This window comes from Ruegeria sp. D7 (assembly GCF_056534355.1).
Window position 1 is genome coordinate 115,951 of sequence record NZ_JBQFPG010000007.1, and the last position, 12,338, is coordinate 128,288.

Annotated in this window: 15 protein-coding genes; 4 read left to right on the plus strand and 11 right to left on the minus strand. The window is 57.5% G+C overall.

Annotation, left to right across the window (positions count from 1 at the left end):
• Positions 1-214: 214 nt before the first annotated feature.
• The 10 genes from ACRZ9U_RS11925 to ACRZ9U_RS11970 form a co-directional block, all read right to left on the minus strand.
• Positions 215-355 carry a hypothetical protein gene (locus ACRZ9U_RS11925; protein WP_170408331.1) on the minus strand — a complete coding sequence of 47 codons (141 nt, stop codon included), beginning with the start codon at positions 353-355 and terminating at the stop codon, positions 215-217.
• 137 nt (positions 356-492) lie between these two features.
• Positions 493-1,272 (minus strand): succinate dehydrogenase iron-sulfur subunit, encoded by a 780-nt coding sequence (locus ACRZ9U_RS11930; RefSeq protein WP_170408332.1) that lies wholly within the window; start codon positions 1,270-1,272, stop codon positions 493-495.
• 12 nt (positions 1,273-1,284) lie between these two features.
• The gene (sdhA, locus tag ACRZ9U_RS11935; protein ID WP_170395802.1) at positions 1,285-3,093 is read right to left on the minus strand and encodes a succinate dehydrogenase flavoprotein subunit; all 1,809 of its coding nucleotides are present in this window, start codon (positions 3,091-3,093) and stop codon (positions 1,285-1,287) included.
• Positions 3,094-3,105: 12 nt separating this feature from the next.
• On the minus strand, positions 3,106-3,489 hold the full coding sequence (locus ACRZ9U_RS11940; RefSeq protein ID WP_170408333.1) for a succinate dehydrogenase, hydrophobic membrane anchor protein: 384 nt from the start codon (positions 3,487-3,489) through the stop codon (positions 3,106-3,108).
• Between the two features lie 13 nt (positions 3,490-3,502).
• Positions 3,503-3,886 carry a succinate dehydrogenase, cytochrome b556 subunit gene (sdhC, locus tag ACRZ9U_RS11945; protein ID WP_170408334.1) on the minus strand — a complete coding sequence of 128 codons (384 nt, stop codon included), beginning with the start codon at positions 3,884-3,886 and terminating at the stop codon, positions 3,503-3,505.
• 207 nt (positions 3,887-4,093) lie between these two features.
• Positions 4,094-4,765: a DUF1194 domain-containing protein gene (locus ACRZ9U_RS11950; RefSeq protein WP_370644346.1), complete on the minus strand. Its 672-nt coding sequence runs from the start codon at positions 4,763-4,765 to the stop codon at positions 4,094-4,096.
• Positions 4,766-4,831: 66 nt separating this feature from the next.
• Positions 4,832-5,860, minus strand: coding sequence for a MaoC family dehydratase (locus tag ACRZ9U_RS11955; RefSeq protein ID WP_170408335.1), 1,029 nt, complete (start codon positions 5,858-5,860; stop codon positions 4,832-4,834).
• Positions 5,860-6,066 (minus strand): DUF1737 domain-containing protein, encoded by a 207-nt coding sequence (locus ACRZ9U_RS11960; RefSeq protein ID WP_170408336.1) that lies wholly within the window; start codon positions 6,064-6,066, stop codon positions 5,860-5,862. Before ACRZ9U_RS11960 ends, ACRZ9U_RS11955 begins: the two co-directional genes overlap by 1 nt.
• A 12-nt stretch (positions 6,067-6,078) precedes the next feature.
• On the minus strand, positions 6,079-6,633 hold the full coding sequence (locus ACRZ9U_RS11965; protein ID WP_170395794.1) for an NnrU family protein: 555 nt from the start codon (positions 6,631-6,633) through the stop codon (positions 6,079-6,081).
• Positions 6,634-6,639: 6 nt separating this feature from the next.
• Positions 6,640-7,497 (minus strand): HpcH/HpaI aldolase/citrate lyase family protein, encoded by an 858-nt coding sequence (locus tag ACRZ9U_RS11970; RefSeq protein WP_170408337.1) that lies wholly within the window; start codon positions 7,495-7,497, stop codon positions 6,640-6,642.
• Positions 7,498-7,672: 175 nt separating this feature from the next.
• Here ACRZ9U_RS11970 and ACRZ9U_RS11975 point away from each other — a divergent pair, with 175 nt between their 5' ends.
• Positions 7,673-7,972: a hypothetical protein gene (locus tag ACRZ9U_RS11975; protein ID WP_170408338.1), complete on the plus strand. Its 300-nt coding sequence runs from the start codon at positions 7,673-7,675 to the stop codon at positions 7,970-7,972.
• Here ACRZ9U_RS11975 and ACRZ9U_RS11980 read toward each other — a convergent pair.
• Entirely contained in the window at positions 7,969-8,724 is a 756-nt protein-coding gene (locus ACRZ9U_RS11980; RefSeq protein WP_170408339.1) for a sulfite exporter TauE/SafE family protein, read from the minus strand. The genes ACRZ9U_RS11975 and ACRZ9U_RS11980 overlap by 4 nt on opposite strands.
• A 161-nt stretch (positions 8,725-8,885) precedes the next feature.
• Here ACRZ9U_RS11980 and mdh point away from each other — a divergent pair, with 161 nt between their 5' ends.
• From mdh to sucD, 3 genes are all read left to right on the plus strand, one after another.
• A complete protein-coding gene (gene mdh, locus ACRZ9U_RS11985) occupies positions 8,886-9,848 on the plus strand; it encodes a malate dehydrogenase (protein ID WP_170408340.1) in 963 nt (320 codons plus the stop codon).
• Between the two features lie 309 nt (positions 9,849-10,157).
• Positions 10,158-11,351: an ADP-forming succinate--CoA ligase subunit beta gene (gene sucC, locus ACRZ9U_RS11990; RefSeq protein WP_170395786.1), complete on the plus strand. Its 1,194-nt coding sequence runs from the start codon at positions 10,158-10,160 to the stop codon at positions 11,349-11,351.
• 83 nt (positions 11,352-11,434) lie between these two features.
• Complete coding sequence (gene sucD / locus ACRZ9U_RS11995) at positions 11,435-12,316, plus strand: succinate--CoA ligase subunit alpha (RefSeq protein ID WP_152456828.1); 882 nt, start codon at positions 11,435-11,437, stop codon at positions 12,314-12,316.
• Positions 12,317-12,338 lie beyond the last annotated feature (22 nt).

Consider the following 12,338-nt stretch of genomic DNA (forward strand, 5'->3'; position numbering starts at 1 on the left):
GGGCTCAACATCAGATTTTGACACCGCGCCACAGTAAGCACAGCGCCACTGGCCCTCGCTTCGATGTTGCCGCCACCTGCAGTCGCGCGTCAGAGACGACGTGCGGGACCGCCAGAAAAAATAGGCAAATACGCCAGCGGCGAGCAGAAGCAATAGAACGGGCATAGCTCTGCATTGCCTATAGTGTCGTAATTTTCAAGCCCGCGCGACACGGTCAGGCCGCGTTCGCATATTCAAACAATTCTGGTGTTTCGTCTTTGGCCGGAACTTTGGGCTCGGGCGTATAGTAGGCCCAGGCTTGCTCCAGAAATTCCAGCGCTTTGGTCGCGTCGTGTTTTTGGTTTTGCATGTTCATCGGAGTGACCTCTTTTCGAACTCATCACTCCTCCCTGCGCCAACTTTAGATCCGCGCTCGTACAAGCGCATCGCATAGTTTTGCAGAGGCGGCATGCACTTGCCGCAACCCGGCAAGTGCTTTGTTTTGGCGCGTGATCAGACCGCGCGGTCCACCATCATCTTCTTGATTTCTGCAATCGCTTTGGCCGGATTCAGACCCTTGGGGCAGGTCTTGGCGCAGTTCATGATGGTGTGGCAGCGATACAGCTTGAACGGATCTTCCAGCTCGTCCAAGCGCTCACCGGTGGCCTCATCCCGACTGTCGATGATCCAGCGGTAAGCATGCAACAGCGCGGCAGGGCCGAGATAGCGGTCGCCGTTCCACCAGTAGCTGGGGCACGAGGTCGAGCAACTGGCACACATCACACATTCATAGAGACCATCCAATTTCTTGCGGTCTTCGATGGATTGCTTCCACTCTTTTGCCGGACGATTGGTCTTAGTCTCCAACCACGGCATGATCGAGGCGTGTTGGGCGTAGAAATGAGTCAGATCAGGGATCAGGTCCTTGACCACCGGCATATGGGGCAGCGGGTAGATCTTCACGTCGCCCTTGATCTCATCCATCCCATAGATACAGGCCAGCGTGTTAATCCCGTCGATGTTCATCGCGCAGGACCCGCAGATGCCTTCGCGGCACGAACGGCGGAAGGTCAGAGTCGGATCGATCTCATTCTTGATCTTGATCAGAGCGTCCAGAACCATCGGGCCGCAAGTATCCATATCGACGAAATAAGTATCGACGCGCGGGTTCTGGCCATCATCCGGGTTCCAGCGATAGATCTGGAATTTGCGCACATTGGTCGCGCCGTCGGGCTTGGGCCAGGTTTTACCGGTGGTGATCCGGGAATTCTTGGGGAGGGTCAGTTGTACCATGGGTTCCTCTCCTTAGAACGTCCGCGCCTTGGGCGCGATTCTTTTCATGCTGATGCCGCCCTCGTCTTCGGTCGTCAGCGGATCAACGATAACCGGACGGTAGCTAAGCTCTACTTTATTGCCATCGACACGGCTGACCGTGTGGACGCGCCAGTTCTCATCGTCACGCTCGGTGAAATCTTCATGGGCGTGTGCACCGCGGGATTCCTTACGCGCTTCGGCACCAACGATGGTGGCGAGCGCGCTTGGCATCAGGTTGGTAAGCTCGAGCGTCTCCATCAGATCGCTGTTCCAGACCAACGATCTGTCAGAAACCTTCAGGTCGTCCATCTTGGCAGCGATCGCGGTCATCTTCTCGACGCCCTCAGCCATGGTCTTCGAGGTGCGGAAAACCGCCGCGTCCTCTTGCATGGTGCGCTGCATCTCAAGCCGCAGATCTGCGGTTGGAATTGCGCCGCTGGCGTTGCGCGCCGCATCGAACCTGTCAAACGCTTTATCTACAGAGGCCTGGTTCAGAACCGGGTTCGACGCGTCGGCATCCACAACTTTGCCCGCCCGGATCGCCGCCGCACGGCCAAACACCACGAGGTCGATCAGCGAGTTTGAACCAAGACGGTTTGCCCCGTGAACCGAGGCACACCCGGCCTCGCCCACAGCCATCAGACCAGGGACCACGGCGGTCGGGTTGTCGGCTGTCGGGTTCAGAACTTCACCCCAATAGTTCGTCGGGATACCACCCATGTTATAGTGCACGGTCGGCAGAACCGGGATCGGTTCCTTGGTAACGTCAACACCGGCAAAGACGCGCGCAGATTCTGAAATGCCCGGTAGGCGTTCCGCCAAAGCTTCGGCTGGCAAATGGCTGAGGTTCAGATGGATGTGATCGCCGTTGTCACCGTGGCCGCGCCCTTCGCGAATTTCCATGGTCATTGAACGGCTAACGTAGTCGCGCGGCGCGAGGTCTTTGTACTGAGGCGCATAGCGCTCCATGAATCGCTCGCCTTCCGAGTTGGTTAGGTATCCGCCTTCACCACGTGCACCTTCGGTGATCAGGCAGCCCGATCCGTAGATGCCGGTTGGGTGGAACTGAACAAATTCCATATCCTGCAGTGCAAGACCCGCGCGGGCCACCATACCACCACCGTCGCCGGTGCAGGTATGTGCCGAGGTTGCACTGAAATAGGCGCGGCCATAGCCGCCGGTCGCCAGAACAACCATCTTGGCGTTGAAGACGTGCATCGTGCCGTCGTCCAACTTCCAGCACACGACCCCCTGACACTGTCCGTCCTCAGACATTATCAGATCAATGGCGAAATACTCGATGTAGAACTCGGCGTTGTTCTTCAGCGACTGACCATACAGCGTGTGCAGGATCGCATGACCGGTCCGGTCGGCGGCGGCACAGGTCCGCTGCACGGCGGGGCCTTCGCCAAATTCGGTGGTGTGGCCACCAAATGGGCGCTGATAGATCTTGCCTTCTTCGGTCCGGCTGAATGGCACTCCGTAATGTTCTAGCTCATATACGGCTTTGGGTGCTTCACGCGCGAGGTATTCCATCGCATCGGTGTCACCCAGCCAGTCCGAGCCCTTTACGGTGTCATACATGTGCCACTGCCAATGGTCTGGCCCCATATTCGACAAGGACGCAGCAATGCCGCCTTGGGCGGCCACTGTGTGTGAACGAGTCGGGAATACCTTCGTCACGCAAGCGGTGCGCAAACCCTGCTCGGCCATGCCCAATGTTGCACGCAGACCCGCGCCACCGGCACCGACAACCACCACGTCATATTCGTGGGTTTCGTATTCATATGCTGCTGTCATTGTTCTTGTTCCTTACTGCGCATATCCGAGGGCCAGACGCGCGAGCGCAAACAGACCCGCAGCAATGAGTGTGTATGCAAAAGCTTGCGCGGCCATCAGCGCCAGCTTTTCCGCGACGCCATGCACGTAGTCCTCAATCGCTTCCTGGGCTTCGCGCAACAAATGCGGGACGACAACAACCAGTGTCAGACCCATGATAATCGCCGGGAACGGGCGGCTGTAATAGGCCAGAGCCTCTTCGTAGGTTCCGCCTAGGGCGTGCCCGAAGGTAAATACAAACAGCGGAACAAGGATGACCAATGCCGCCGAGCTGAGCATCATTTGCCAGTGGCGATGTGTACCTGCACGTCCGGCCCCCATGCCCTGCGCGCGTTTACGGTCTGTGAGAAACTGCATCGCGAACCTCCCCTTAAAGCGCTACGGCTGTGATCAGAGCCAGAACAGTTGCCAGCACGAACATGCCAATGCCCATCTTCTCGGACACTTCAACATTCACGCAATATCCCAGATCCCAGATGACGTGCCGTAAACGGCCCAGCATGTGATAAAAAATGGCCCAAGCCGCGCCGAACATGACCAGATCACCCAGGAAACTGGTCATCAATCCATTGATCAGCTCAAAGGCGCTTTCCGATGTGGCCGCAGCAAGTAACCACCAGACGACCAACAAAGCCAAACCAAAAGAAGCAAGACCCGTGATGCGCACCATAATCGAAGATATGGACGTCATCTGTGGACGATAGATCGTCAAATGTGGAGAAAGCGGGCGGTTGCCTCGATTTACATCGGCCATGTTGGCTCCTTTTCGGTTGGCTACCGAACGTTTTACTGTTTTTTACGACTCTGTCACGCGCTGCAGGTGCAAAATCCAATAAATTTAACGCAAAATCGCTGATAATCCGTGTTTGTGATCACACAAAATATTCTCGTGATCACAAATTACATTCGATACCGCCAATGTTAGCGTTTTCAATGAAAAAGCAATGTGATCACGAATCTATTATTGGAGCGGCGTCAGCCCTGCAGTCTGCTGTGTCACCTCGCGTAAAAGCTTCTTGCGAATACGTTCGGGATAATCCGCGAAGCCTGCTGCAGAGACGACAAAGGCCCCCTCGCCAACGATGACGTTCTCGAAGAAATAGGCTGTCAGATCGGGTTCACTTTCTTCAATCGCGATCGCGTTCACGGTGATGCCGCGATCCCGCAGTTTGGCGTGGATGGTCGACGGCTCGATTCCTTCATTCGAAATTCCGTCGCCCGAAAGATCAATAAGATGCCTTTCGCATTCGGGCACGTCGTCAAAGCTGGCAACCGTCATATCGAGCGCCTCACCTATCGCAGTTGAGAAGTTACGCCAGACACGAGGATCAGCTGCGACCTGATCAGCAAAACTGTCCAAGGTGTTAAAACTATCGATCCGGGTCCAGGGGATCGTGATCCTCTGGCGAGAACTGCCAGTCCATTGCACAAGCATCAGCCGAGCCTGTCCGCGCACCAAGGCCTCGGATACGATCGGGTCCCGCAGACCTGCGGCAAGACCGTCCATTTGGATACGATATTCCTCGGAATCAACCGAGCCTGAAACGTCTACGGCCAAGGCCAGAGCCAAATCACAAGCATAGGCCTGAGATGCCAGATACAGGCTGGCGGCGAGCGCACGAAACATCATCATGCGCCAAGCGTAGCATGGATTTCGCGGACCGCGATCACTTGAATGTCAGCCGCCAGAAGGCATTGGCTACATTGGCATAATAGCCCAATAATCCAAATCTAACAAAACGTTAGACAGGTACTTGCCTTCATGATTGCGCAAAGTGAAAGGCTCGCCGCCTTTGGTCGCAACAAGGCGCAGGCGGATGGCACCGATTCCGGGAGTTCCGGTCTCGGCCTTGTCCAAAACTTCGGACCAGGCTTTGATCGTATCGCCCGAGAAACAAGGGTTGGCATGGGCACCGCCGTTCAGGCCAACGATCATCTGCGCATTCGCCAGGCCATTAAACGACAAGGCACGCGCCATTGAGATAACGTGGCCGCCATAGATCAACCGTCCCTCTGGACGGAAGGTGAGGTCGAAATGCACTTTGGCGGTGTTCTGCCACAGGCGGGTGGCCAGCATGTGCTCGGCCTCTTCGACGGTCACGCCATCGACGTGATCAATCGTTTCTTCCGTGTTGTACGCATCCCAGCGGTGGTTTTCGCCGGATTGTACAAAATTGTATTTCGAGAAATCGAGCCCCGGTGGTACCACCAGATCGCTGACATCAAGCGCCTTTTTCAGATTGGGCACCACCGTCTCTGGTGCAGGCGCGTCGAGGTTTGATTTGCGCACCATGACCCAGCGAACATACTCGATCACCACTTCGTCGCGCTGGTTCAGCCCGCGGGTGCGGACCCAGACGACGCCGGTTTTGCCGTTTGAGTTTTGCTTGAGGCCGATCACCTCGGATTCGGCGCGCAAGGTATCGCCGGGATAGACCGGTTTCAGCCAGCGACCCTCGGCATAGCCCAGATTGGCGACCGCGTTCAGCGAGATATCGGGAACCGTTTTGCCGAATACCACATGGAACGCCGCCAGATCATCAATCGGGCTTTGCGGCAGGCCACAATTCCGGGCGAACTCATCCGAGGAATAGAGCGCATGTCGTGCAGGGTAGAGCGCGTGGTACAACGCGCGCTCGCCTTCGGTCACCGTGCGCGGCACGGCGTGATGCAGGATCTGCCCGACTGAATAATCCTCGAAAAAGTTACCCGGATTGGTTTTTGCCATTATTGCTGTCCCAGTTTCATGTCGGGGGTGTAATCAGCGGCGACCTCTTTGGTCACAGCCTGCGCGCAACGCATCACGTTATTTGCGGCGTCAAAGGCATAGGACGGGTCGCCATAAAGCTCCCATCCCTTTGCCAACGCGTCCGAGACCTTGTGGCAGAAGGCTGATGTGTCTTCCTCGGTCAACAAACGATAAAGCTTCGCCATTGATTAGGCCCCTTATCCACCAAACGGAGACGGACCAACCAGCCCGTGAATATAGCCCACAACGCCCAGCAGCACGATGGAGCCCACAAAGAACATGGCATCTTTGCCGTATGTGCCGGGTTCGCCCGGCGCCCAGTCTGGTTCGGATTTGTTGATCACGATCACTTCGACAATTGCCCAGGCCAGCAAGCCACCAAACAGGATGATCGAGGCCAGATCACCGTTCACCAACAGGTGCGCAAAGGCCCAGAGTTTAAAGCCACCCAGCATGGGGTGACGGACTTTGTTCAACAGGCGACCTTTGGTTCCCGCAGGGCTGGCCAGATAGAACGCGATCAACACCAGCAGGTTGTTGACGTGAATCAGAAAGGTTGGCGGCGCCCAGACATATATGAAATCGGTCATGCGATAACCGAAGATCATCAACAATACCGAGGCCACCAAGGCGAGCGCCACGACGCCCTTGCCCGCGTCGCCCATGGCGGCACGTCGTTCCGGCATCGCGCGCTTAAAAAGATGTGCGGCCCACCAAAGTGCCACACCAAGGATCAGAAGAACAAAGCCCATACTGGCTTACCCCGCTTGCAAAGCTACTATCGCCTCTGCTTTTGCCAGAGTTTCGCGGGCAGTTACAACGTGTAGGTTTTCAACAATCTTGCCATCGACAACGGCGACCCCCTGCCCCTGCGACTCGGTTTCCTCGAAAGCGGCAATCTGACGGCGAGCCAGATCAATCTCATCCTCGGAAGGGGCAAAGGCGGAGTTTGCGATGTCGACCTGGGCCGGGTGGATCAGGGTTTTGCCATCAAAGCCCATGTCGCGGCCCTGGGCACACTCGGCGGCCAGACCGTCGGTGTCCTTGAAGGCATTGTAGACGCCATCGACGATGATCAGCCCCTCTGCCTTGGCCGCCAACAGGCACAGGCCAAGCGAGGTCATCATCGGCAAACGGTCGGGGCGGAAGCGCGTCTGAAGCTCTTTCGCAAGATCGTTGGTCCCCATGACAAAGCCTGCCATCAGCGGATGTGCGGCAATTTCGGCTGCGTTCAGCATCCCGCGCGGCGTCTCCATCATCGCCCAGATCGGCAGGTCTCCGGTGATTGAGGTCAGCGCATCCACATGCGCAGCAGAACTCACCTTTGGCAACAGAACGGCATCTGCATCCATCTCGCGCACGGCTTCGGCATCCGCGCGCCCCCATTCGGTATCAAGCCCGTTGATCCGCACGATCTTGACCCGAGCGCCATAGCCTCCGGCGGCCAAAGCCGCCTTGAGGGTCTCGCGCGCGTTCTCTTTCTCATCAGCCGCAACCGCGTCTTCAAGATCAAAGATGATGGCGTCCACCGGCAATGTGCGGGCCTTATCAAGCGCGCGTTCACGCGAGCCGGGGATGTATAGTACCGAGCGATAGGGGCGTTGGCGCGGGTCCACTGGACTCTCCCATTGAAATAATGTTGCGCGGAATGGGGCATTTTTTGACGGAAAGTTCAAGAACAAAATCGCCGCAGCGCAGCATTTCCTGCGCTGCGCAACGTGCGTTGCCTTAACGCGATGTCCTTTTGCCTACGGCACGCTGCTTTGAGGAAGAGCTTGAAAGGGGTGACCAATGAAAACGATTATGCTGAAAATGACGATTGGCTTGGGCATCATGGTACTGGCAGCGCAACAAGTCAGCGCACAGAATTGTGCGCCACGCGAAGACGTGATCAAGCGATTGACAAAGTCATATGGCGAAACCCGACGAGGCATCGGTATTGCGCGTCGGGGAGCGGTGATGGAGGTTTTTGCCTCGGACCAAACCGGCAGCTGGACCATTGTTGTGACCTTGCCGGAAGGTGTGACCTGCCTGATCGCCTCAGGCCAGTCTTATGAAACACTGGCCGAAGCATTGCCGCCCAACGCCTAAACCAGCGCATCCCAAATAAGTTTGCTTCCCGTCAGGGTCAGCAAGACGTAGGCAATGTTGAAAAACAATCGTTCGGAGAGCATGAAATGCGCCCGGACGCCCAGCCAGGCCCCGAGGATCGCAAACGGGGTCAGCAAGAGGTCTGCCAAGGCTGTGTGCCAGGTGAAGAGGCCCAGATAGGCGAAGGGCACGAATTTGACGGCGTTGATTACCCAGAAGACCAGCACGGTCGAGGCTTGAAATTCGGTTTTCGTCAGGCGTTGTGACAGCAGGTACACGGCGGCGGGTGGGCCGCCCGCATGGCTGACAAAGCTGGTGAATCCGGCGATAAGCCCGGCAAACAGGCCCGCCGATGGAGGCAACCGGTTGGCAAAACCCCGCACCCAGCCTCTGGTCTGGGCAACGTGCCAGATCACGAAACCGACCGATATTCCGCCAATCAACAGACGTAGCAGATCGTCATCCGTCGCACGATAAAGCCACGCGCCCAGCGCGATACCGGGTACTGCGCCCAACATCAGAAGGCGCGAATCCGGCCAGCTCCAGCGTTTCCAATACGGCTTTAACGTCGCCAGATCGATCACCATCAGTATCGGCAGCATTAGCGCTAGCGCCTGTCCTGGCGTCAGTATCAGAGCCAGAATCGACGAAGATGCAAACGCCACTCCCGAGCCGAACCCACCTTTCGAGATGCCCGCGAAGATCACCGCCGGGATCGCCACTGCAAAAAACATCAGGTTCATGTCGAGCATCAGGCACCCCGGAAATATGCATGATTCACAGGCGGTTTAGCGCAATCGGCGGGGTGTGTGCAAACGGTATGCGGTGGCATGCCGCGCCGCAGAAGGCTTGCGTGACGCCGTTTTTGCGACTAGCACAACCGCGATTTCAAAACCGACCGGAGATATTCCAAATGGCCAGACCCAAGATCGCGCTGATCGGCGCAGGTCAGATCGGCGGCACGCTCGCCCACCTCGCTGCAATGAAAGAACTTGGTGACGTCGTGCTGTTCGACATCGCCGAAGGCACCCCGGAAGGAAAGGCGCTGGACATCGCCGAATCCGGCCCCTCGGAAGGCTTCGACGCCAAACTGAAGGGCACCCAGTCCTATGAGGACATCGCCGGTGCCGACGTCTGCATCGTCACCGCCGGCGTGCCGCGCAAGCCGGGCATGAGCCGCGACGACTTGCTGGGCATCAACCTGAAGGTCATGAAATCGGTCGGTGAAGGCATCGCCGCAAACGCTCCGGATGCGTTCGTCATCTGCATCACCAACCCGCTGGACGCGATGGTTTGGGCGCTGCGTGAATTCTCGGGCCTGCCGCACAACAAAGTCTGCGGCATGGCGGGCGTTCTGGACTCGGGCCGTTTCGCACACTTCTTGTCGGAAGAGTTCAATGTGTCCATGCGCGACGTCACCGCCTTTGTTCTGGGCGGCCATGGCGACACGATGGTGCCTTCGGTACGCTACTCGACCGTTGCCGGTATCCCGTTGCCCGATCTGGTTGAGATGGGCTGGACCACGCGGGAAAAACTGGACGCCATCGTTCAGCGCACCCGTGACGGCGGCGCAGAAATCGTTGGTCTGCTGAAGACCGGCTCGGCTTTCTATGCACCGGCGACTTCGGCGATCGAAATGGCCGAAGCCTACCTGAAAGACCAGAAACGCGTTCTGCCCTGTGCTGCCTATTGCAACGGCGAACTGGGTGTCGACGGCATGTATGTCGGCGTGCCTACCGTAATCGGTGCAGGTGGTATCGAGCGCGTCGTCGACATCAAGCTGAACGAAGAAGAACAGGCCGGTTTCGACAATTCGGTCAATGCCGTTAAGGGCCTGATCGAAGCATGCAAGGGTATCGACAGCTCGCTGGCCTAAGTCACGAACCCTAGAACCAATGAACCGGCCCTCTTCACGGGCCGGTTTTCTTTTACACGGTGCCAAGCTGGCTAAAAGATGTTCGCGCAAACGTCGCAAAACTCATCTATGAATGTGTTTTGTGGGCATGATCCCGGATCATCGAATCAATTTCCACGCCCCGCAATTTTTGTGATCACACCCCAAAAACCTGTGATCACAAATACTGAAAATCTTCGACAATTTCCCGTGACCGGTCAAAAAACTCTTTAATTTTGGCGCTTAGACACCCCTATAACGGTGTAATCGTAGTCAGACGGGACAATTTCGATGAACATTCACGAATATCAAGCCAAAGCGCTTCTTCGCAGCTATGGCGCTCCGGTCTCCGATGGTCGCGCAGTTCTGCGCGCCGAGGAAGCCAAAACCGCAGCCGGTGAATTGGACGGGCCGCTTTGGGTCGTCAAGGCGCAAATCCACGCGGGTGGTCGCGGCAAGGGTTCCTTTAAAGAGGCCGACGCCGGTGAAAAAGGCGGTGTCCGTCTGACCAAATCGGTGGAAGAAGCCGCCGAAGAAGCCAAGAAGATGCTTGGCCGCACGCTGGTCACCCATCAGACCGGCCCCGCAGGCAAGCAGGTGAACCGCATCTACATCGAAGCCGGTTCGGGCATCGAACGTGAACTTTACCTGGCCCTGCTGGTGGACCGCCAGACCAGCCGTATCTCATTCGTATGCTCGACCGAAGGCGGCATGGACATCGAAGAGGTGGCCGCTGCGACGCCTGAGAAAATCCTGTCCTTCTCGGTTGATCCCGCCACTGGTTATCAGCCCTATCACGGCCGCCGCATCGCGTTCTCGTTGGGACTGGAAGGCGCGCAGGTCAAACAATGCGTCAAGCTGATGAACCAGCTCTACAATGCCTTCGTCGAGAAGGACATGGAGATGCTGGAGATCAACCCGCTGATCGTCTCGGACAAGGGCGACCTGAAAGTACTGGACGCAAAAGTCGGCTTTGATGGTAACGCGGTATACCGCCACCCGGATATTGCCGAGTTGCGCGACACGACCGAGGAAGACCCCAAGGAACTGGAAGCGTCCAAATACGACCTGAACTACATCGCGCTGGACGGTGAGATCGGCTGCATGGTCAACGGTGCCGGTCTGGCGATGGCCACGATGGACATCATCAAGCTTTACGGTGCCGAGCCTGCCAACTTCCTGGATGTGGGCGGTGGCGCGACCAAAGAGAAAGTGACCGAGGCGTTCAAGATCATCACCTCGGATCCGAACGTCAAAGGCATTCTGGTCAACATCTTCGGCGGCATCATGCGCTGTGATGTGATTGCCGAGGGCGTCGTTGCCGCGGTGAAAGAGGTGGGCCTGCAGGTCCCGCTGGTCGTGCGTCTGGAAGGCACGAATGTCGAGAAGGGCAAAGAGATCATCAACACCTCGGGCCTAGACGTGATCGCGGCGGACAACCTGAAAGACGGTGCCGAGAAGATCGTGAAGGCGGTTAAAGGCTGAGTGTCATCCCGTAGGGTGGGCTTCAGCCCGCCTTTCCCAAGATTTTGGCGGGCAGAAGCCTGCCGTATAAAGGAGAACGCCAGATGGCAGTCCTCATCGACGAAAATACCAAAGTGATCTGTCAGGGCTTTACCGGCTCGCAGGGCACATTCCACTCTGAACAGGCCATCGCCTATGGCACCAAGATGGTCGGCGGCGTGACCCCGGGCAAAGGTGGGATGGAGCACTTGGGTCTACCAGTGTTCAACTCAGTCCACGAGGCCAAGCATGTGACCGAAGCCAACGCCTCGGTGATCTATGTTCCGCCACCCTTTGCGGCTGACTCGATCCTCGAAGCGATTGATGCCGAGATGGAGGTGATCGTCTGTATCACCGAAGGCATTCCGGTTCTGGACATGATGAAGGTGAAGCGCGCGCTGGAAGGTTCAAAATCGCGCCTGATCGGCCCGAACTGCCCCGGTGTCATCACGCCGGATGCCTGCAAGATCGGCATCATGCCCGGCCACATCCACAAGCGCGGCTCGGTCGGTGTAGTGTCGCGTTCGGGCACCCTGACCTACGAAGCCGTCAAGCAGACCACAGATGTGGGTCTGGGCCAGTCCACCTGCGTTGGCATCGGCGGCGACCCAATCAAAGGCACCGAGCATATCGACGTGCTGGAATGGTTCCTGGCGGATGACGAAACCGAGTCGATCATCATGATCGGTGAGATCGGTGGCTCTGCCGAAGAAGAAGCTGCACAGTTCCTGGCGGATGAGGCCAAGAAAGGCCGCAAGAAGCCCACGGCAGGGTTCATCGCGGGCCGCACGGCCCCTCCTGGCCGCCGCATGGGCCACGCGGGCGCCATCGTCGCCGGCGGCAAAGGCGGCGCCGAGGACAAGATCGAAGCCATGCGCTCGGCTGGTATTGTCGTGGCCGAAAGCCCGGCGCAGCTGGGTGAGGCTGTGCTGGAAGCCATCGGTTGACCAGAATTTGACTGCTTTGGGA

Coding starts and splice junctions, on each gene's coding strand:
- ACRZ9U_RS11925 (WP_170408331.1), bottom strand. CDS start 355: ATGAACATGCAAAACCAAAAACACGACGCGACCAAAGCGCTGGAATTT.
- ACRZ9U_RS11930 (WP_170408332.1), bottom strand. CDS start 1,272: ATGGTACAACTGACCCTCCCCAAGAATTCCCGGATCACCACCGGTAAA.
- sdhA (WP_170395802.1), bottom strand. CDS start 3,093: ATGACAGCAGCATATGAATACGAAACCCACGAATATGACGTGGTGGTT.
- ACRZ9U_RS11940 (WP_170408333.1), bottom strand. CDS start 3,489: ATGCAGTTTCTCACAGACCGTAAACGCGCGCAGGGCATGGGGGCCGGA.
- sdhC (WP_170408334.1), bottom strand. CDS start 3,886: ATGGCCGATGTAAATCGAGGCAACCGCCCGCTTTCTCCACATTTGACG.
- ACRZ9U_RS11950 (WP_370644346.1), bottom strand. CDS start 4,765: ATGATGATGTTTCGTGCGCTCGCCGCCAGCCTGTATCTGGCATCTCAG.
- ACRZ9U_RS11955 (WP_170408335.1), bottom strand. CDS start 5,860: ATGGCAAAAACCAATCCGGGTAACTTTTTCGAGGATTATTCAGTCGGG.
- ACRZ9U_RS11960 (WP_170408336.1), bottom strand. CDS start 6,066: ATGGCGAAGCTTTATCGTTTGTTGACCGAGGAAGACACATCAGCCTTC.
- ACRZ9U_RS11965 (WP_170395794.1), bottom strand. CDS start 6,633: ATGGGCTTTGTTCTTCTGATCCTTGGTGTGGCACTTTGGTGGGCCGCA.
- ACRZ9U_RS11975 (WP_170408338.1), top strand. CDS start 7,673: ATGAAAACGATTATGCTGAAAATGACGATTGGCTTGGGCATCATGGTA.
- ACRZ9U_RS11980 (WP_170408339.1), bottom strand. CDS start 8,724: ATGCTCGACATGAACCTGATGTTTTTTGCAGTGGCGATCCCGGCGGTG.
- mdh (WP_170408340.1), top strand. CDS start 8,886: ATGGCCAGACCCAAGATCGCGCTGATCGGCGCAGGTCAGATCGGCGGC.
- sucC (WP_170395786.1), top strand. CDS start 10,158: ATGAACATTCACGAATATCAAGCCAAAGCGCTTCTTCGCAGCTATGGC.
- sucD (WP_152456828.1), top strand. CDS start 11,435: ATGGCAGTCCTCATCGACGAAAATACCAAAGTGATCTGTCAGGGCTTT.